Source organism: Sphingobacterium sp. LZ7M1, assembly GCF_024296865.1.
Classification (GTDB): domain Bacteria; phylum Bacteroidota; class Bacteroidia; order Sphingobacteriales; family Sphingobacteriaceae; genus Sphingobacterium.
In genome coordinates this window covers 2,308,129-2,327,383 of the sequence record NZ_CP101134.1, presented here as the reverse complement: position 1 = coordinate 2,327,383, position 19,255 = coordinate 2,308,129, and the positions used below count along the sequence as shown (strand labels likewise).

Sequence of the window (19,255 nt, the reverse complement as noted above, 5' to 3'; positions counted from 1 at the left end):
TGTTTAAACATTAATTCAAACTATTTAGGCTTTAGATTGTATTACAATTACATATGTTACAAAATCTAGATATACCCGATTCGGGCACTCTCATTATATCGAATCGCCTGCCAGTAAAAATTGAACGAAAAAAATCAAAACTCAAGTTCACTCCCAGCGAAGGAGGATTAGCCACTGGCCTGGGATCCTTTTATAAAGAAAATGGATCTTGGTGGATTGGCTGGCCAGGGATTATCCCCAAAAATGAAAAAGAAGAAGAATTGATCAGGCAGGAGCTTAAAAAGCTGAACCTCATCCCTATATTTCTCACAGAAAAAGAGATCAAAGGTTACTATGAGGGTTTTTCGAATGCCATTCTTTGGCCATTATGCCACTATAGACCAAGCTATGTGGAGTTGAAACAAGAGTTTTGGCTAAGTTATGTGGAAGTAAATAAAAAATTTGCCGAAGCAGCATTGCCTTTTATAGAACAAAATACGCGTGTTTGGGTCCATGATTATCAATTAATGCTAGTACCTAATTATATTAGGGAACTTAAGGAATCCTGCAGCATTGGATATTTTCACCATATCCCCTTTCCTCCTATCGAGTTATTTAAGATGCTACCATGGCGAGATGAACTATTGGAAGGACTTCTGGGTGCAGACCTGATCGGTTTTCATACCTATGAAAACGTGGATAATTTCTTGGACTCCTGTTCTGGTGTTTTAAACCTCCAAAACAATATCAACTCCCTGAAAATAAATGGAAGAAAGGAATTGGTCGACGTATTTCCAATGGGCATTGATTATGAAAAGTATAAAAGCCAAGCCCTAGATACAGAGACGAAAGAATATAGCAAGCATCTGAAAGAACTGTACCACAATCAAAAACTAATCCTATCTGTAGATCGCCTGGATTACAGTAAAGGAATCTTACAGCGATTGACAGCCTTCGAAATTCTATTAAATGACCATCCGGAGTTACATGGACAAATTTTATTATATATGCTCATAGTTCCTTCTCGGGACCAAGTCAATCAATATAAAAAACTAAGGAATGAAATCGACAGAAAGGTTGGAAACATCAATGCCGTTTATGGGAAGCCAGGCTGGCAACCAATTGCCTATTTCTATAATTCATTGCCATTCCATGCACTTTCAGCATTATATGTAGCGGCAGATGTATGTTGGGTAACCTCTCTGTACGATGGCATGAACTTGGTTGCGAAAGAATATATCGCAAGTAAGCAGGAAACAAAAGGGGTTTTGGTGATCAGTGAATTCGCTGGTGCCTCCAAAGAGCTATCGGATGCATTAGTCATTAATCCATATGCAGTGCATCGGACCAGCAGAACACTTTATGATGCCATTAGCATGGAAGATGAAGAAAAAGATGAAAGGATGCATGCTAGCCAAGCCATTGTTTCAAAATTCACGGTTCATCACTGGGTCAACCTCTTTATGCAGCGTTTAGAAGAAATCAAGAATGAGCAAAGGCATGAATTAGCCCGGAAGGTTCGTGAAAAGGTTGAGAATGATATTAAATCGGGTTACAATGCAAGTAAAAAACGATTAATCCTTCTTGATTACGATGGGACTTTAGTTGGATTCAACAAGAATGCAGATAAAGCGGTTCCCACTACGGAGGTATATGCAGTATTGGACAAATTAAGCAATGACCCACGGAACTTGGTCACCATAATTTCGGGTCGGAAATATAGCAATTTAGAAAATTGGTTTGGGAGCCGACCATATTACTTAATTGCAGAACATGGGATCTGGAGTAATTATCCCAACCATGAATGGCATTTAGTTCCAGGGCTGAGCAATAGTTGGAAAACAGAAGTCAATCAAATCTTACAAAGGTTTACAGACAGGACCCCTGGATCTTCAATTGAAGAAAAATCCCATTCCTTGGCATGGCATTACAGGAAGGTAGAACGGGCCTTTGGACTAAGACAGGCACAGGAGCTTTTACAGGAATTGAGGCATTTGAACCAAGTTTTGGACCTTCAGCTAATCAATGGTGATCGTGTCATTGAAATCAAGAATAAACTTGTGAACAAAGGAAAAGCGGCCATAAACCTTGCAAATGAAATTGACCCTGACTTTATTTTATGTATCGGTGATGATGCTACTGATGAGGATATGTTTATTGCCTTACCTGAGCATAGCATTACAATTAAAGTGGGTGACAAACAATCTCACGCGAAGTATTACGTTGAAAATAATAAAGAAGTCTTACAGTTATTGGCTTCTTTAGAAAAATAAAAAGATAAAATCTATGAATAAAAGACACCTTTATAATAGTGGTATTATTGGGAACTGTAATTTTATTGCCCATGTGCACAAAAGCACAAACATCAACTGGCTATGTTGGCCAACATTTGAAGATAGTTTCATTTTTGGATGTTTACTGGATACCGAAAAAGGTGGAGAATTTAACATAAAGCTTGACGACAGTCATATTACCTCCAATCAATATTATTTAGAGAATACCAATATTTTAGTTACCGAAGTCAATGGTGAACATTCTGGTTTCAGAGTTATTGACTTTGCCCCACGGTTTGTACAATATGATCGTTATTACAAACCACTGATGTTGATCCGAATAGTTGAGCCACTATATGGAAATCCAGCAGTAAGAGTAAACTGTAATCCGAAAGCGAATTACGGGAAAGATGATTTTAAAAAAAACAGAGGAAGCAATCACATTCATTTTCAGCATGCAGAAGAACATATGAGATTGACGACCAACATTCCCATCAGTCATTTTTTCGATCAGGAGGAGAGCAATATTATCCTTTCCGAGAAGAAATATATGATCCTATCGTATGGGAACAGTTTTGAAGCACCATTGATACAAACAGCGGAAGAGTTTTTGATCAAGACCAAAATATATTGGAGGCGCTGGACAAAAAAAGCAAACATTCCGAACTTCTATCAGGACCATATCATTCGATCGGCTTTAGTTTTAAAATTGCACCAATACGAAGATACCGGAGCCATCATTGCTTCGAGTACAACAAGTTTACCGGAGTCACCTGGTTCGGGAAGAAATTGGGATTACCGTTATTGCTGGGTCAGGGATAGTTATTACGTATTAACAGCCCTGAGCCATATCGGAAAATTTGATGAACTCGAAGAGTTTGCCAACTACATTACCAATATCACCCAATCGGATTCTGGGAGGTTGCAACCTCTATATGGGATATTAGGTCGTAAAGTTTTGACAGAAACGACGCTTGACTATTTGGAAGGCTATAGAGGCAATAAGCCCGTTAGGATTGGAAACCAAGCTTATGAACATATACAAAATGATGTATATGGGCAAGCCATGATCGCCATGTTACCTCTATATACGGATTATCGCTTTCCTCAAGATGAAAGAAAAGATGCTAAAAGCTGGTTGAAATATATCTTGGAGAAGATACAGATGACGATTGATGAAAAGGATGCCGGTATCTGGGAATTCAGGAACATTGCAAACCATCATGCCTATTCCAATCTATTTCAATGGGCTGGTGCTTCAGCTGCCTTAAAAATTGCGAAGCAGAACAATTACAAAGATATTGAGGAACAGGCCAAGATATTAATGGATAAAGCAGCTGAGTATATTGAAAAATGTTATGATCCAGAAATGCAGGTTTACAGGAATTCAGATGAAGGTTCAAATTTGGATGCGAGTACTTTACAGTTAATTTTAATGAATTACCTGGATCCAAGTTCAGACCGAGCTAAAAAACATTTGGAAGCTGTGGAGAAAGAGTTAAAGGGCAAGAACGGACTGTTTTACAGGTACCTGCACCAAGATGATTTTGGAAAACCTAAAACAACCTTTTTAGTGTGTGCATTTTGGTATGTGGAAGCATTGGCATGTGTAGGTCGATTGGAAGAAGCTCAGGAAACCTTTGAGCAACTCCTCTCCTATGGAAATTCCTTAAAGCTATTTTCTGAGGATGTTAACGAGGAAGATGGTAGTCAATGGGGCAATTTTCCACAAGCTTATAGCCATGTGGGATTAATGAATGCGGCATATCGAATCGCGGTAAAACTGGATAAGCCAATATTTCTAATTTAATTACTTAACATTAAATTCATAAATAGCTGAAATGGTACATGTTTTGCTAAAAATAGTGAAATAACGAAAATTACTATGAAAGCATTACTTGGATTATCGGTAGCTATGGTTGCCTTAAGCTTATCGAGTTGCAGTACTGATGACTCGAAAACAACAGATGGAACAACACCAGTAACCATTAAAATTACAGATGCACCTGCATATTATGATCAGATTATCTTAGATATCGATCATATTGAAGTTATTACAGAAGGTGGTCGTCAGGTTATTGATGTTGATATTGAGCCTTTTGATATCTTACATTATCGTGAAGGAGATTACTTGATCCTTGCCGAACATGATGTCCCTTCAGGGCGATTACAAGAAGTAAGATTGGTTTTGGATGATGATAATTATATTGTGGTAGATGGTGTAAGGCAAGATTTGAAGACACCTAGTGGTCAAACTTCAGGTGTCAAAATCAAAGTTCAAGATGATTTAATTCCCCATGTAGCCTATACCCTAGCCTTGGATTTTGATGCATCAAAGTCTATACATCAGACTGGAAATGGTAAATATATGATGAAACCTGTGATCCGCGCCATTCCGGTTGCAGTATCAGGAGCTTTAACTGGTGAGATTTCGCCTATTTCTGCAATGCCTCATGTCTTTGCCATTCAAGGAACTGATACCTTAGGTACATTGGCCGGCCCAACGGGTAAATTCTATTTTCCTGGTGTTATGCAAGGAACTTATAAGCTTGTAATTGAACCGACAAATGATAATTTTAAATCAGCAATCGTCAATGATGTTGTGGTAACTACGGGGCAAACAAAAAATTTAGGGGTCATTCAATTAGAAGAAAAGTAATTGAAATAGCTCTATTAAAAAGGGATAACGTTTATGTTATCCCTTTTTTGGTTTTATAAGGAATCCGCAATGGCATCCCAAAGACCAATTCTATATTGCAAAGCTAATTTGGCAACATCAGCCATCTCTTTCCATTTCACTTCGTTGTTATCTGCCAATTCGTGGATCATCTTCATGGCTAATGGTCCATGTTCATCCCCATCCAATTCGATATGACGCTGAAAATAATATTCAATCTTCTTTAAATCCGATTCGGGGAACTGTTCCTTTAAAGAAGATAGAATTGACGTGAACATATCTGGAATCAAATCCTCTCTACCAAATGTGAATGCAGAGGCAATCTTATGGGTCTCTCCTGCTTCAATAGTATCAAAGGAAAAATTTAGGAAATCTTTAATTCTGTTGTCCAATGTACTATTATCTAAAGCATCTTTAATCTTTATTCCCGCTTGAAGGTTTTGGATCAGGTCCAATATAGGATTCACATCCGCCCCTATCCCTTTCATGGCATCGATATACATTTCAAAATGGCTTAATCGTTGACCATCAATATATTCATCTGATTCTTCAGCAAGAACAATTTCATTGATCAAATATCTGGTTATGGGTGACGGGCTTGCAAACCAAGGAATCGTGGTACAGGTTAATTTGATCTGCAATGCTTTCAACAGAGACATGAAGTCCCACACTGCATAGACATGCCCTTCGGTAAATTTCTGTAAATCGGTAACCTTTTGAATTTTATGATATAATTCGTGGTTTAGTAGATGATTTCTTTCAGCTTGAATATACTCGTTTATTGCTTGAACATTATTTTTCATGGCCCAAAGGTAGGAATAGCACCTATTTTTTAGTCCATTAAAGGAATAAATTGCAAAAAGCTTACAATAATTAGTTTGATGTTTAACTATCTTATGTTTAACTTTGTGCAAAATATTAGAAAATGGCAAAGGATCATAAAGTAGTTCAAGGTTTAATCAGAGATATTATTTCGTTAAGGGTTGCGATAAAACAGTTTTACTTTCAGAAAGTTAAGGAGTTGGAATTAGATGTCACCTATGAAATGGTCCAAGTTTTAGCTGTTCTATGGCGAGAGAAAGAGCTTAATCAACAGGATATTGCAGAGGAGGTACAAAAGAGTAAGGCAAGCGTGACACCATTAATTGACAATCTCTGCAAAAGGGATCTTGTTCAAAGGGTACCTGATGCCAACGATAGGAGAAATAATAAAATTGTCCTGACAGAGAAAGGTTGGGAATACCAGTCGCATTTAGAGCCAGTTCAAAAAGAGCTCTATGAAAAGATCATGAAGAACTCCCAAATCAAAGATATTTCAGAAATCAGTAATCAATTAAGATTGATCAAAAGCGCTATTGAATAGTGTTTTTTTGGAGGAATAGTTCAATATCAAACTAATTTTAAGAATATATTACATTAATAGATGAGCACAGAAACAAATAAAGCAATCAATCAAAAAGAAAGAAACCGAAGGATCAAGATCTATGGTATCAATATCCTTTCCGTACTGATTGTTTTGGCAGCTATAGGTTGGGGCATACTTAGCTATTTACAGTTAAATAACAGTGTTTTCACAGAGGATGCACAAATCGATGGACATATCAATCCTGTAAGCACAAAAATCACCAGCTATATTAAGAAAATCCGGTTTCAGGAACATCAGACAGTGCATAAAGGAGATACATTAGTGGTCTTAGAAAATGATGAGTATAAAATTCAGGTGGAAAATGCCTTGGCTGCTCTAGCTGATGCCAAAGCAGGCAATTCCGTAGTAAGAACCGAGGTCGAAATAGCAAGAAATAGCCAAAACATCGCGGATGCGAACATAGAGGAACTCAAGACCCGCTTGGAAAATGCTGAGGTCAATTATAAGCGGTTCAAGGATCTGATGGATAAGGATGCCATAGCAGTGTATCAATTTGAACAGGTAAAAACCGAATATGAATCCCTAAAAGCAAAATATAAAGCATTGTCTGCGCTAAAGGTAAGCTCCCATTTAACTACACAAGAAACCAGTAGGAAAACAGGGATCAATGAAGCTGCGATCTTAAGGGCCAAGGCTTCGCTCGATCTGGCCAAACTTAATTTATCCTATACCGTGATTGTAGCCCCTTATGATGGCATTTTGGGCAGGGTAAGTTTGGAGAAGGCCAATTGGTCCAATCAGGACAGCAATTATTCAATATCGTTAGGGATCAACAGAAGTGGGTAACAGCAAATTACACCGAAAATCAGATGAAACAAATTGTCCTTGGCAAGAAAGTAAAGCTATCTGTGGATGCTATTCCCCATGTTGTTTTTGTGGGTGAGATAAAGGCTATTTCCGAAGCTACGGGTTCAAAATATTCCAGTATCCCAGTGGACAACAGTACCGGTAATTTTGTAAAAGTTCAACAACGGATACCTGTAAGGATAGAATTTTCAAAGGACAACAAAGTTGAAGATTTAAAAAAACTGATGGTAGGGCTTAATGTGGTGGTTAATTCGATATAGATGAGCAATAGTTTATTTAGAGATTGGGTCCCTCAAAAGTATAAACTAAGCATACTGCTATTAATAGCGGTTTCCTTATCCTTTTGTAGTGGAATTCCAAACAGCATCTATATCTATATCATTTCAGATCAAGCGGCAAGTTCAGCTGATCTATCCATGGCAATGTACGCGTATTGTGCCGGCATGGTCTGTTCAATTTCCTTGATCTTTAGACTGACCATCTATATGCCGAAGAAAAGGTTAATAATATTCTGTTTGATCTTATTAATGGTCATTAACATAGGCTTGGCATTAAATCAAGCGCCATTGATCAATGTGATGTTGATGTTTGTGTTCGGCTGTGTGAAAATCATATTAACCATGGCTTTGATATCAGAGCTGATGCCATTCTTGATGCCCACCGGGGAAAGGTATCAAATGTATGCCATCTATTATCCGATGAACCTGATCTTTCCCATTTTAGGAGGTTTGATAGCTGCCTATCTTGCCAAGCAACATTGGGAACTTGGCTATTATTTCCAGACCTTAATGCTTCTTATATCCTTCCTGATCGTCATTATCTGCTTTAAAACACAACATATCAAGAAGGTGCCATTGTTTCAATACGATTGGTTGGGAACCATCTTATTAGCATCCAGTTTGCTCTGTTTTTCGTTTGTTGCAAGCTATGGTTTACAAAACAATTGGTTGACCAGCAAGAGTATCATATTGGCAATAGTGTTGACCATTGTATTTTTTATCTTATTCTTTAATCGGAATTTCAAGAAAAAGAGAAAGATTATCAGCTTTTCAGTTATTAGGAACAAAGCCACATTCTTAACTCTATTTACCGTGTTTATTTTGGGGATATTTTATTCCAATACAAGTTTGCTGAGCAATCTAATGAATGTACTTTTACCCTCAAATCCTACTAAACAAGCAGAAATCAATGCCTATGTAATTGTTGGATATTTCTTGGGGAGTATATTGGTGTATTTATATTTCAAGCAGACCAAAAAATGTAAAGCTATCTTTTTAATTTCTGCCTCTCTCTATTTAATTTCCAATATCTTATTGTACAATCTGATCAATATCAATACCCCTTTACATTATTTAATTCTACCAATCATACTGAGAGGAATGGCTGTGATAATCTCATTTATTTCGACAGCTGTTTATCTAGCAGGTAATGTGAATGGAAAAGCCTTTTTACAGAGCATTGTTATGTTCCTTTTGATCAGGACATTTTTTGTAACTGTTTTCTGGTCCAGTGTAATCAGTAATTGGTTTAATAAATTACAATTTATCCATCAGACAAGATTGGCGGAAGTTTTTGAGTCTGGAGAAAAAGTAGATCGAACGGTATTAGTAAACTTCCAAAAACAAGCAAACTTATTGGGTTTACATGATCTATATCTTTACCTATGTATCATTAATATATTGGTTATTATCATTATAGCATTAATCCCCTATCACTCATCCACAGTAAGACATATTTTTAACTGGGGAACAAAGAAAAATTCGAAAGAATTGATTCAGGCTACCCCGATGTCTTAATTTTATTTTCAGTTAAACTTTAGATCGCCGTGGCAGTCCATACTGAAACAAGGTTATTAATTGAATAATAATATAAGCCGTATGCCAAATCAATTCTATCGTATTATGAAAAATTCCATATTCATCAGCATCCTTTTTCTAATGTTTTCTTTAACTTCTATGGGTCAGGAAATTGAAAACCAACAATTGCCTGATTCCTCTGTATTCCATAAGAACAACGTGATCTTTGATCGCATTGTACAGCAGAAATTAATGGATTTTCCATATACCAGGGTATACTCTAGCAATAATTATGGTATCCTGGGGTTAATGATGGTTTTATCTGATGATGGATATTTTGGATTTTCAGACAGCAAATACCTAAAAATATCGAATCGCTATTATAATCTAATGGGCCTGAGAGATCTTGACGGGAATGAGGCTGAAATTGAAATTGAAAGCGATGGCACCTCTTTTTTCCGTGGTTTTAACGGAAATACTATGTCAAGTTTCAAAGAGGCTAATAATCAAATGGTGATTCGTGATGAAGCTGGTGAGGTATATCATCTGACCTTTGATCGGATGTCGAATTTAAAAGAAATACATTCAGAATCAGGATATCAATTAACCATAAAAAAAATAAAATCGGGTTTCGAGATCAAGGATAATCAAAATAATGTGGCAGAGATAAAAAAGCAAAAGATTTTTGTTTGGGAGGCTACCTACTCTAATGGAAAAATCTTATCGACAAAGAGAGGGATCTGGAATACCCATAATTTTATTTCAGAAGATGGTAAATCCATATTGAACATTGATTTTGATCGAAATACCGACAACATTAAAATAACGAACAATGAAGGTTTGTATTTAGTAATTAACAACTCCTATAATCCAACCCTCGGAAAGGTTCATCAACATCAACATCAACATCACGATCAATCAAGTGATAAATAAGGATATAAAATTATTATGGAAAGGGAACAAACTCAAGTGTTTGTTCCCTTTTCTATTATATTTTGTTAAAATCTTTGCTAAAATCTGTCCTTTGGATCCGTACGGCATTCAAAATGGCCAATAATGCCACACCTACATCGGCGAAAACAGCTTCCCACATGGTTGCTACACCTCCAGCTCCCAAAATCAGTACAATAGCTTTAACAGCAAATGCCAAACCTATATTCTGCCATACAATTTTCTTCGTTTTTCTTCCGATTTTAATGGACATAGGGATCTTAATTGGTCTATCATCTTGAATAACCACATCTGCAGTTTCGATGGTGGCATCCGAGCCTAAACCTCCCATGGCGATTCCTACATCACTTAACGCAACAACAGGGGCATCATTTACACCGTCACCTACAAAGGCAACGATTCGATCTCTTGCTTTGACCTCCTTCAGTTTTTCAACCTTATCTTCTGGTAGAAGATCACCATAGGCAGAATCGATCTTCAGGTTCTTTGCAACCTCATTTACAACAGTGGATTTATCACCACTTAACATGGTCACTTTGATTCCTTCGCTATGCAGCGCATTTATGGTGTCCTGTGCACCATCCTTTATTTTATCAGCTATGCTTATATAGCCTATATACTTCCGATCGACTGCAATAGCAATGGTGGTATAAACAATTTCTTTATCTGCATTAGGATAGGAAACCTGATGCTGGTCAAGTAACTTAAAATTACCTACCAATACTTCTTTGCCATCAATTTTTGCTTTCAGTCCGTGGCCAGCAATTTCTTCAACATGATCGAGGTTGAGATGACCCTTCACCTCTCCTACATATTCATGGATTGCCGTTGCTACAGGATGTGTACTTTTGCTCTCGATTTCATTGACATACTCCAATATCTGCTCCTGAAGGGCGGATGGATCGAACTTGACATCATTAACCTTAAAAACACCTTCGGTCATGGTTCCTGTTTTATCCATAACAACATGCTTCACGGCTGCCAAGGTATCCAGAAAGTTTCCTCCTTTGACTAAAATCCCATGTCTGCTAGCGGCACCTATTCCACCAAAATAGCCCAATGGAATCGAAATAACCAAGGCACAAGGGCATGAAACGACCAAGAATATCAATGCCCTATATAGCCAATCTTGAAAAACATAGTCTGCCACAAAGAAATATGGGATCAATGCTATTCCAATTGCCAGGAACACCACTATAGGGGTATAGATTTTGGCGAATTTTGAAATAAACAGTTCTGTAGGTGCTTTTTGGGTACTGGCATGCTGAACCATTTCCAGGATCTTACTCAGTTTACTGTCCTCATATACTGTTGTAATTTCAACTTCAGAAACGGTTTGCAGGTTTATCATTCCGGCAAGCACGGAATCGCCTTTAGCTTTAGAGTCTGGTTTGCTCTCTCCTGTCAATGCTGCGGTATTAAAAGTGCCGGATACTGAAATTAACTTACCATCTAAGGCTAATTTTTCACCGGGTTTTAATTGGACAATATCTCCCACTTTCACCAATTCAGCTTTGATCAGTTCAGTTTTTCCATTCCTAAGAACGGTCGCTTCATCGGGTCTTTGATCCAATAAAGATTTAATGTTGGCTTTTGCCTTGGAAACCGCCATGGTTTGGAAAGCTTCACCAACCGAATAAAAAAGCATTACAGCGACCCCTTCCGGATATTCACCAATGGCAAAAGCTCCAATTGTTGCAATCCCCATCAAGAAGAATTCTGAGAAAAAATTGCCTTTTGAAATACTTTTAAAAGCGTCTTTTAAGACTGGAAGCCCAACAGGTAAATAGGCCAATAAATACCAGACCAAACGCAGCCAGCCCTGAAACCAAGGGAAATGAAAAACATAATCGAATAGAATTCCGGAAATCAAAAAGACAAAACTGATTATAGCTGGTCTGAAAAGTTCAAATGTACTGGCATTATTGTCATGAGAATGATTATGCTCATGATCGTGGCCATCATCTTCAGCATGTTGATGATCCAACTTATGACTATTATTTCCTTGATGGCTCCTATGGTTTTGGGTCTGTTTAAGTAAGTCATCAGCATTGGCATTTTTATAAACCTTCACCGTCTGACTACAGATTTCGCAATTGCCATCTTTATCAAAAATATGTTTGTGATCCATAAAGTATTATCCTCTCCTAAATTTAACCTATTTAAATCTAAAAGCTTAGCTTATCAACCAAATAAACCTTGAATTTGTTTTAATAGTGCATTTTTAAAGATGTAAACAAAATGTATATAGGTTTTATTTAGGACCTATTTCCAATAATTATAAATTGCATAAGCAAAAAAACACAAAAGAAAATCATGAAATACTATCAATTATATTATTGGATTACACTATTGTTGCTATCAATATTTAATCCGTTAGATTCCTGGGCACAACCATATCTTATTCAGAGTAAGGAGGGGTATTCGAATGTAAGGGAATCAGCAGATTCAAAAGGGAAAATTCAAAACCAATTGAAGAACAATACAGTTGTGTTGATAGATCAGGTTGAAGAACAAGATCTAGCAAAAGATCAATGGATCAAGATTCTATATTATGAAAACCTGCCTTTTTCCATCGTTGAAATAAAGGATGAAAAACCGCTTAAGGCTGGATATATCCATAATTCCCAACTATTGGCACTAAACAAACTGGAGAAGCCAAGGAAAGCAGATTTTTCCATGCAATATTTAATAAAGCCAGCAAACCTGAAGGGGAAAAAGATAGCATACTATGATGAGAACTCCACTGCCATCAAGTCAATAAATGGAATCTATTATTATCTGGCGGATTGTGGAATTCCAAATGAATTAATAGAAAAGGCGGATGCAACTATCAAAGGAACCAAAGTTTCAATACCAACAGAACTATTGTTGGGAATTGGCTCAGCTAGGCAATCTTTTGACTATTATAAACTGGGAAATGTCTATCTGGCTGTGCAAGAGATTGGAGATGGGGCTTGCACAAATCATGTCGTTTGGGTGTTTGAGAGGAATAAGTTAACCCAGCGATTTATAGGATGGGAATATTAAGAAAAAATAAATGCCCGATTATAATTTAATCGGGCATCAATATGTTGTTCAGTAAGTATTTATAATTATTTCATTAAGCTAACGCTATAGCTTTTACCCGCATCCGTAAGGAGCACAGTAGCATTGGAATAATCTCTACTTAATAAAATGTAAAATTCTTGAAAGTTAGATTTCATTGCTAGTGTAAAGATATCAGGCAATTCAGTGCTGCCTCTGTTCGCATTATTGATCTCAAAACCGTATCTAGATTTTGTTCCATCCGCCCCGGTCATCTCAATCACAGTACCTACAAACTCCATTTTAGTAAAGTAACCTTGATTCGGCTCCAACATTACTGGACCTGTACTCTCGGAAGACATTTGAGCTTCATAAGCTGTAAACACTTTACCTTTAAGATCTGATAATACTTCCTCTTTTAATTTTTCAGGAACAACTCCATTGTCCTTTTCACAAGAGATAAATAATACAGCAAACAACAATAATATACTTAACTTTTTCATACCTTATTAATATAATAATGCTCAAAAGTAGAACAAAAATTAATAACAATTTAATATTTGGACCTGCTCTACCCTACTTAAAAATAATTTGTAGCTATATGTTTGCAAAAGTTCGATTTCAAGGAATTTGGCCTTAAAAGCCACTTTTAATCTAAATTTCAATTGCTAAACTAGCTTTAGCATATTTGCTATCTCCAGCTATGGGGGTTCAATTTTTTTAAGTAAAAAAAGCCTAAGAATTAATAGAAACGAAGAATTCAGGAAAAACCTTTTCAGGCTAACGCGATTTAGCTCATGACAGGCATAAGATTTTACTAGATTTAGCGTTAATTTAACATAACAGCAATAACTAGCGTGATTATAAACTAAACTTAAAATTATATGCTAAAAATGAAAACCAAACTGCAAAGCTTGACTTTTGCCCTATTTTGTTCAGTTATCTACAGCAGTTGTAGCAAAGACAGTTTCCTGGACCAACCTGACCCTGAATTGGAAAAAATTGAAATTAAGGACATTACCACTGATGCTAGAGTAACCGTAAGCATAGAAAATCCAGATGGGGCTAATGGGCAGGAAGGCTCAACCAAATTAACTGACGGTGACAGCACGACGAAGTTCCTCGCAAAAAACTTTAAGACATTAGATATCAAATTCCAATTTGATACGGCGAAGCTTGTTGCGGGGTATGATTTTACCACAGGAAATGATTTTGACGGCCGTGATCCGATGGATTGGAAATTTTATGGGTCCAATGATGGTCAGACCTGGAAAGAACTGGATAGCCATATGGGCATGCAATTCAGAAAAAGAAGGAATACCTACAGTTTCTTTTTCAAGAATGAGGAGAAATTCACCCATTACAAATGGTCTATCTCAAAGCTTTACAATGACAATATGTTCCAGGCTTCAGAGTTCAGGCTGATCCAGATGCCACCTTCAAGTCAAAAACAGGAACCTATCCAAAAGATTGATAGCTTGACCAAAAACAATGTCTCCTTGGTTTTTATCAATCATTCCAATAAATCACAATTGGAATATCAGGAAAGATTGATGAACACTTACTTTACGGTCTATCCAAAGCTTCTCAATGATTTTAATCCGAATGCGAAAAAGAAAATGTACTTCATCATTGATCCTACTTATGATGGTGCTGCTTATGCCTGGGGTGAGGTCGTGGTTTTTGGCTTCAAATACATGGAAGGAAATCCGAAAGACGGTGATGTCGTTGTCCATGAGACCATGCACCATATACAACAGGATTATAAAGGTTCGGTACCTGGATGGCTAGTTGAAGGCATTGCAGACAATGTAAGGTATCATTATGGTATAGATGAACCTGATCCATGGACATTACAAGATTACAAACCAGAACATAACTATGATGGCAGCTATGGAATTACCGGTCGATTCCTGTTATGGATTGAAACACATAAGAACAAGAATTTTGTAAAAGAATTGAACAATGCCTTGATCAATGGCACTAACTACAATGATTTTTTTGTGCAATCGCTTGGAAAGAACATTCAAGATGTCTGGAAAGAATATGCACAGAATCCAGCAATCTAAATTCATCACATAAAAAATGGGCTATAATTTATAGCCCATTTTTTATGCCTCTAAAGTTGTTTTTATTTGCTCAAGGAATTTATTTCTGCAATTAAATCATCAATGCTCTGGTTCAACTTTTCATGACTTACATGCTGGAGATGGTTTGCCTGGTATTTTTTCAACTGCTCAAAAAATTGTACCAAGTTATTTTTAAACTCTTCGTATGTCAAATCTGTAGGTATGTATTTGGTTGAGGCTTCAATACGTTCTACCCGAGGATTCTCAATTGCAGGATATTGAATCCATTTTCCTGTATGATCCAGCTTAGGGATGTACTCCTCTTGCATCCATAAAATTATTTCATCTTTTGGTTGGGATAATCTCAAAAAATAATGTCTTGAATCTGATATTTTTAAACCAAACAAATTCACTGAGTAATCATATTCCTTTAAGAAATCAGACAACATTTGGTTGTTCATCAACACCTGAATAAGATTGAGTATCTTTTCATTTTTTTTCATCATACTATCAAAATATTATGTTTTTCACTTTCCTAAATATTTCTAAAATAAGGAATCCATTAGAGAAAGCATTAATTATTATTATTTTAACTATTGATTAATTTAATTGAACTACCTTATAGACAAATAAATATATAAGGCTATGGCAAGACAACACTATTTAAAGACCATTATTATTATCCTTTTCCCTATTTTTTTGAGTTCATGTGTTAAAGAAGGTATCCTCGATGAAGATATAGAACCAAAAAATCAAGCCTCAAAATTATATGTGGGGGAAACGCTTCAATTAAAGTCGAATGATAAAAACACGAAATGGAAAAGTTCAAATAAGTATGTTGGGACCATCGACGAAGAAGGTCTCTTTACTGCCCATCATATTGGAAAAGTAAAGATAAATGCAACAAATGAAGGTAAAAAGAACAGCACTGAAATAACCGTTATCCCTAAGATAACGGATATCCCAGAGCCTGTGATTAAATTTGGTGGCTCTAAGGAACAAATCAAAGATTTAGAAAAAAGGAATTTACTGAATGACTCAGGCCCGGCTCTTTCATTTGAAACTGATTCACCTTATGTGGAATCCTTGTATTATGTCTTTCAAGGAGGAAAATGCGCTTATGCAATTGTGCGATTTAAAAATGATCCAAGTATCGACATTGATTATATTCTGGCCTTTTATCAAGAGCGATATGAGGCAATAGGTACGGATAAAGATGATTATTACTTCACGGACCAAAAGCGGAAAATAGTGATAGCCGTATCTACTAAGGATCAGTTTAATGGGAGGTATGCCGTATATGAGAAAAAGAAAAGTTAACAATTGCAGAATTCATGCAATATTTCTTTTCAAAATCTGTTATTAATAAGATACAATTTATCGTCAATTATTAGGACTGTACATTTTATTGGATTTCACACTAATAAAAAATTAAACACGATTCAAAAGAAAATTCATTAAAGTTAATTTATCAAGCTTCTTGTTAGCGCTATGTTAACCTCGGATTATTTGTAAATTTTTTAATAACCTTTCTACATAATTGGCACAATATTTTCATAAGCGTATCCGTAGTTGTTGAACATTTGATAATTGTTTGAATCAAGGAGCACAATTCCAAAAGGTACTTTCCTTTTTCCAATAATAATCAACTTAAAAGGATTTTTCAATATGGTAAAGAACCAAAACTTTAATAGAGAAGCAATAATTAAAGAATTAAAGAAATTAGATGAAAAACACCGGGACTATCTTGAAAAAGATGGAAAATGGTTAATTGGGGGTTTTGAATCTATTATTAGCTATGATGGCAAAATCTCAACTATTCAGGGAGAACAAGTCACTTTGAAAAAAGAAATCTATATGATGTTACCGTCTGAAATTAGAGAAGAAATCGCTCAATTTATGGACGTAGAATAAGGCATTAGCCATTCTAAAAAAACATCTGTACTTAAGAGGAAGAACAGGCTATTAAAATTATAGCCTGTTCTTCCTTTTTCTGTATTAATTGCCCATTATTTAGTGGGAATTTATCCAATCCTCTCCCCTTTCTCCTATTAATCTGTATATTTATTAACACAGATGAATTTAATATATGGAAGAAACTAAATCATTACCAATTTTAAGCCCTGAAGAAATTAGAGTATTGGGATCATTATTAGAAAAATCTAAGACTACTCCAGAATATTATCCAATGACCCTTAATGGTCTGTTGACTGCCTGTAATCAAAAAAGTTCAAGAAAGCCCGTAGTTCAATATGAAGAAAATCTGGTTATCCAAGTTTTGGACGGATTGAAGAAAAAAGGATTGATTTCAACTGTTGTTGGTGGTGGTAGTCGAGTTACAAAATATAAACACAACTTGGCGATTCAATTTCCCTTATTACCCCAAGAATTAGCAATAATCTGTCTATTATTTCTTCGAGGACCTTTAACAGCTGGTGAAATCAATAGCAATTCTGGTCGTCTATATGAATTTGAAAATCTTGATGAGGTACAGGAACTCCTTCAAAAACTAAGTACCTCTAAACCTTTGTACATCAAACAATTATCAAAACGTCCAGGCCAAAAGGAAGTAAGATATATCCATCTCTTTGCAGACTTTGATGAGGATTCTTATGAGGAAGAGGCTCCCTCAAGTCCATCAACAACCAATAATACGGCAATTGCGCAGCTAGAAGAAAAAGTAGCCCAACTAGAAGAGCAACTTAATACCCTTCGGGCTGAATTTGATGAATTAATGAAGCAACTATCATAGTATGAAAAGATATTTTCTAATTTCTGCAGTTTGTCTTTTCGCCTTTCAAGCTTATTCCCAATCCTTTCAAACCCTAACTTCTGGTAACAAGGCTAGTTTTAGGGGGTTGGAAACCTATAAAAATAAGGTTGTTTGGGTAAGTGGAAGCAATGGAACGGTTGGAAGATCTATTGATTCCGGCAAAAGCTGGGAATGGATTTCGCCGAAAGGATATGAAAAATTTGATTTCAGGGATATTGAGGTTTTCAGTGCCAAAGAAGCAGTTATTGTCAGCGCTGGAGCACCTGCAGTAGTATTACATACGAAAGATGCTGGGAAAACTTGGACAGAAACATATAAGAATGAGGATCCTGCTATCTTTTTAGATGGAATGGACTTCAAGGGAAAAACAGGTTATATATTAGGTGATCCCATCAATGGACAATTTCAATTGCTGAAGAGTGACAATAAAGGCAAAACTTGGACAGATGTGACTGAAGAAATTCATTTGTTTGCGGAGCCCGGGGAAGCGGCATTTGCAGCAAGTGGGTCTTCTCTTCAGGTCATCAATGATTGGTTATATATTGGTACTGGAGGCACTTATTCAAGTTTGATGAAAAGAAGTGAAAAGGAAAGAAAGCTGGACGTTCAGGATGTTCCTATCTGGTCTGGTTCTGCCAGTACTGGAATATTTTCCATTGATTTCCTCAATGAGCGTGTTGGTGTTGTTGTAGGTGGAAACTATACCTCAGATAAGGACAACAGCAATAACATTCTTCTGACCCATAATGCTGGATTATCATGGGATAAACCTGAAATTCCAGTTCATGGATATCGATCGTCCGTAAAATACATTAGTCCTGAAATATTGGTTGCCACTGGAACATCGGGAACTGATATTTCCAAAGATGGAGGAAAGACATGGGAAAATATTTCGACTGAAAGTTTTAATGTCATTGCCGTTTCTTTCAATAAAAAGCTTATTTATTTAGCAGGAAGTAGTGGAAATGTTGTCGGATTGACTTTATAGAAAGATTATTAAAAATCAAAGCCCGATAAATGATATCGGGCTTTTTATATGTTCAATTTTTCCTTTTAGCTTACGGGCTCCAAATATTGCGCATAGCAATATCCTTCTTCACCATCTTTGGTTCTTACCAACCACCATTGATCATTGGCACGGCTAATTAAAGTAATGATTTCATCCTTCGCAGCTTTACCTACGATTGGTTGATCCGTTCCTGGACCTTTACGGATATTCAAATTACTACTTTCCGTAATTACACGTACTTGAGAACCTGCTACAGCAGATGATACATCCACATTCATGACCACATCACCACTTAAGAAATTAGGGTCAATTTGATTGTAGATATCCCACAATTTATTTTTCACATCTGCATTTGGTGCTGTACCTTGAACATGCAAAACACCATCTTGTTCTGCGATAGCCAAATCTGTCATTCCTGAAGCCTTTGCAGTATCAATTAAAACTTGATATTTCGATTGTAAACTCATA

Annotated in this window: 19 protein-coding genes; 14 read left to right on the top strand and 5 right to left on the bottom strand. The window is 36.4% G+C overall.

The annotated features are described in order from the left end of the window. The first annotated feature begins 53 nt into the window (after positions 1-53). The 3 genes from NMK93_RS10060 to NMK93_RS10050 all read left to right on the top strand — a co-directional run bounded on the left by NMK93_RS10060 (position 54) and on the right by NMK93_RS10050 (position 4,911). Positions 54-2,252, top strand: coding sequence for a bifunctional alpha,alpha-trehalose-phosphate synthase (UDP-forming)/trehalose-phosphatase (locus tag NMK93_RS10060; RefSeq protein WP_254527078.1), 2,199 nt, complete (start codon positions 54-56; stop codon positions 2,250-2,252). A 13-nt stretch (positions 2,253-2,265) separates the two neighbouring features. Beyond that, on the top strand, positions 2,266-4,062 hold the full coding sequence (locus tag NMK93_RS10055; protein WP_254527075.1) for a glycoside hydrolase family 15 protein: 1,797 nt from the start codon (positions 2,266-2,268) through the stop codon (positions 4,060-4,062). Between the two features lie 75 nt (positions 4,063-4,137). Next, positions 4,138-4,911 carry a DUF4382 domain-containing protein gene (locus tag NMK93_RS10050; RefSeq protein WP_254527073.1) on the top strand — a complete coding sequence of 258 codons (774 nt, stop codon included), beginning with the start codon at positions 4,138-4,140 and terminating at the stop codon, positions 4,909-4,911. A gap of 53 nt (positions 4,912-4,964) precedes the next feature. Here NMK93_RS10050 and NMK93_RS10045 read toward each other — a convergent pair whose 3' ends face one another. Then, complete coding sequence (locus NMK93_RS10045; RefSeq protein ID WP_254527072.1) at positions 4,965-5,732, bottom strand: DUF3050 domain-containing protein; 768 nt, start codon at positions 5,730-5,732, stop codon at positions 4,965-4,967. A 122-nt stretch (positions 5,733-5,854) separates the two neighbouring features. On the opposite strand from NMK93_RS10045, the gene NMK93_RS10040 reads away from it, so the two are divergent. The 5 genes from NMK93_RS10040 (at position 5,855) to NMK93_RS10020 (ending at position 9,891) form a co-directional block, all read left to right on the top strand. Further along, complete coding sequence (locus NMK93_RS10040) at positions 5,855-6,292, top strand: MarR family winged helix-turn-helix transcriptional regulator (protein WP_185214405.1); 438 nt, start codon at positions 5,855-5,857, stop codon at positions 6,290-6,292. A gap of 60 nt (positions 6,293-6,352) precedes the next feature. Continuing rightward, a complete protein-coding gene (locus NMK93_RS10035; RefSeq protein ID WP_254527070.1) occupies positions 6,353-7,141 on the top strand; it encodes an HlyD family secretion protein in 789 nt (262 codons plus the stop codon). Then, positions 7,084-7,422 (top strand): efflux RND transporter periplasmic adaptor subunit, encoded by a 339-nt coding sequence (locus NMK93_RS10030; protein ID WP_254527068.1) that lies wholly within the window; start codon positions 7,084-7,086, stop codon positions 7,420-7,422. Before NMK93_RS10035 ends, NMK93_RS10030 begins: the two co-directional genes overlap by 58 nt. Beyond that, positions 7,423-8,958 carry an MFS transporter gene (locus NMK93_RS10025; protein WP_254527063.1) on the top strand — a complete coding sequence of 512 codons (1,536 nt, stop codon included), beginning with the start codon at positions 7,423-7,425 and terminating at the stop codon, positions 8,956-8,958. A gap of 105 nt (positions 8,959-9,063) precedes the next feature. Next, positions 9,064-9,891 (top strand): hypothetical protein, encoded by an 828-nt coding sequence (locus tag NMK93_RS10020; protein WP_254527062.1) that lies wholly within the window; start codon positions 9,064-9,066, stop codon positions 9,889-9,891. A gap of 55 nt (positions 9,892-9,946) precedes the next feature. Here the strand turns inward: NMK93_RS10020 and NMK93_RS10015 are convergent, their stop codons facing one another. Next, a complete protein-coding gene (locus tag NMK93_RS10015; RefSeq protein ID WP_254527061.1) occupies positions 9,947-12,040 on the bottom strand; it encodes a heavy metal translocating P-type ATPase in 2,094 nt (697 codons plus the stop codon). Between the two features lie 185 nt (positions 12,041-12,225). On the opposite strand from NMK93_RS10015, the gene NMK93_RS10010 reads away from it, so the two are divergent. After that, entirely contained in the window at positions 12,226-12,939 is a 714-nt protein-coding gene (locus tag NMK93_RS10010) for a hypothetical protein (RefSeq protein ID WP_254527059.1), read from the top strand. A gap of 65 nt (positions 12,940-13,004) precedes the next feature. Here NMK93_RS10010 and NMK93_RS10005 read toward each other — a convergent pair whose 3' ends face one another. Next, complete coding sequence (locus tag NMK93_RS10005) at positions 13,005-13,439, bottom strand: hypothetical protein (RefSeq protein WP_254527058.1); 435 nt, start codon at positions 13,437-13,439, stop codon at positions 13,005-13,007. A 390-nt stretch (positions 13,440-13,829) separates the two neighbouring features. Between NMK93_RS10005 and NMK93_RS10000 the strand changes: the two genes are divergently transcribed. Beyond that, a complete protein-coding gene (locus NMK93_RS10000) occupies positions 13,830-15,005 on the top strand; it encodes a basic secretory protein-like protein (RefSeq protein ID WP_254527057.1) in 1,176 nt (391 codons plus the stop codon). Between the two features lie 62 nt (positions 15,006-15,067). Here NMK93_RS10000 and NMK93_RS09995 read toward each other — a convergent pair whose 3' ends face one another. Further along, entirely contained in the window at positions 15,068-15,511 is a 444-nt protein-coding gene (locus tag NMK93_RS09995; protein ID WP_254527054.1) for a hypothetical protein, read from the bottom strand. 139 nt (positions 15,512-15,650) lie between these two features. Here NMK93_RS09995 and NMK93_RS09990 point away from each other — a divergent pair, with 139 nt between their 5' ends. From NMK93_RS09990 to NMK93_RS09975, 4 genes are all read left to right on the top strand, one after another. Then, positions 15,651-16,325, top strand: a complete 675-nt coding sequence (locus NMK93_RS09990; RefSeq protein ID WP_254527052.1) for an Ig-like domain-containing protein — start codon at positions 15,651-15,653, stop codon at positions 16,323-16,325. Positions 16,326-16,673: 348 nt separating this feature from the next. After that, positions 16,674-16,919 carry a hypothetical protein gene (locus NMK93_RS09985; RefSeq protein WP_254527051.1) on the top strand — a complete coding sequence of 82 codons (246 nt, stop codon included), beginning with the start codon at positions 16,674-16,676 and terminating at the stop codon, positions 16,917-16,919. Positions 16,920-17,094: 175 nt separating this feature from the next. Next, positions 17,095-17,757: a YceH family protein gene (locus NMK93_RS09980; RefSeq protein ID WP_254527050.1), complete on the top strand. Its 663-nt coding sequence runs from the start codon at positions 17,095-17,097 to the stop codon at positions 17,755-17,757. Between the two features lies 1 nt (position 17,758). Then, entirely contained in the window at positions 17,759-18,766 is a 1,008-nt protein-coding gene (locus NMK93_RS09975; RefSeq protein WP_254527048.1) for a YCF48-related protein, read from the top strand. A gap of 65 nt (positions 18,767-18,831) precedes the next feature. On the opposite strand, the gene NMK93_RS09970 is transcribed toward NMK93_RS09975, so the two are convergent. Further along, entirely contained in the window at positions 18,832-19,254 is a 423-nt protein-coding gene (locus NMK93_RS09970) for an SH3 domain-containing protein (protein WP_185214392.1), read from the bottom strand. Position 19,255 lies beyond the last annotated feature (1 nt).

Coding starts and splice junctions, on each gene's coding strand:
- NMK93_RS10060 (WP_254527078.1), top strand. CDS start 54: ATGTTACAAAATCTAGATATACCCGATTCGGGCACTCTCATTATATCG.
- NMK93_RS10055 (WP_254527075.1), top strand. CDS start 2,266: ATGAATAAAAGACACCTTTATAATAGTGGTATTATTGGGAACTGTAAT.
- NMK93_RS10050 (WP_254527073.1), top strand. CDS start 4,138: ATGAAAGCATTACTTGGATTATCGGTAGCTATGGTTGCCTTAAGCTTA.
- NMK93_RS10045 (WP_254527072.1), bottom strand. CDS start 5,732: ATGAAAAATAATGTTCAAGCAATAAACGAGTATATTCAAGCTGAAAGA.
- NMK93_RS10040 (WP_185214405.1), top strand. CDS start 5,855: ATGGCAAAGGATCATAAAGTAGTTCAAGGTTTAATCAGAGATATTATT.
- NMK93_RS10035 (WP_254527070.1), top strand. CDS start 6,353: ATGAGCACAGAAACAAATAAAGCAATCAATCAAAAAGAAAGAAACCGA.
- NMK93_RS10025 (WP_254527063.1), top strand. CDS start 7,423: ATGAGCAATAGTTTATTTAGAGATTGGGTCCCTCAAAAGTATAAACTA.
- NMK93_RS10020 (WP_254527062.1), top strand. CDS start 9,064: ATGAAAAATTCCATATTCATCAGCATCCTTTTTCTAATGTTTTCTTTA.
- NMK93_RS10015 (WP_254527061.1), bottom strand. CDS start 12,040: ATGGATCACAAACATATTTTTGATAAAGATGGCAATTGCGAAATCTGT.
- NMK93_RS10010 (WP_254527059.1), top strand. CDS start 12,226: ATGAAATACTATCAATTATATTATTGGATTACACTATTGTTGCTATCA.
- NMK93_RS10005 (WP_254527058.1), bottom strand. CDS start 13,439: ATGAAAAAGTTAAGTATATTATTGTTGTTTGCTGTATTATTTATCTCT.
- NMK93_RS10000 (WP_254527057.1), top strand. CDS start 13,830: ATGAAAACCAAACTGCAAAGCTTGACTTTTGCCCTATTTTGTTCAGTT.
- NMK93_RS09995 (WP_254527054.1), bottom strand. CDS start 15,511: ATGATGAAAAAAAATGAAAAGATACTCAATCTTATTCAGGTGTTGATG.
- NMK93_RS09990 (WP_254527052.1), top strand. CDS start 15,651: ATGGCAAGACAACACTATTTAAAGACCATTATTATTATCCTTTTCCCT.
- NMK93_RS09985 (WP_254527051.1), top strand. CDS start 16,674: ATGGTAAAGAACCAAAACTTTAATAGAGAAGCAATAATTAAAGAATTA.
- NMK93_RS09980 (WP_254527050.1), top strand. CDS start 17,095: ATGGAAGAAACTAAATCATTACCAATTTTAAGCCCTGAAGAAATTAGA.
- NMK93_RS09975 (WP_254527048.1), top strand. CDS start 17,759: ATGAAAAGATATTTTCTAATTTCTGCAGTTTGTCTTTTCGCCTTTCAA.
- NMK93_RS09970 (WP_185214392.1), bottom strand. CDS start 19,254: ATGAGTTTACAATCGAAATATCAAGTTTTAATTGATACTGCAAAGGCT.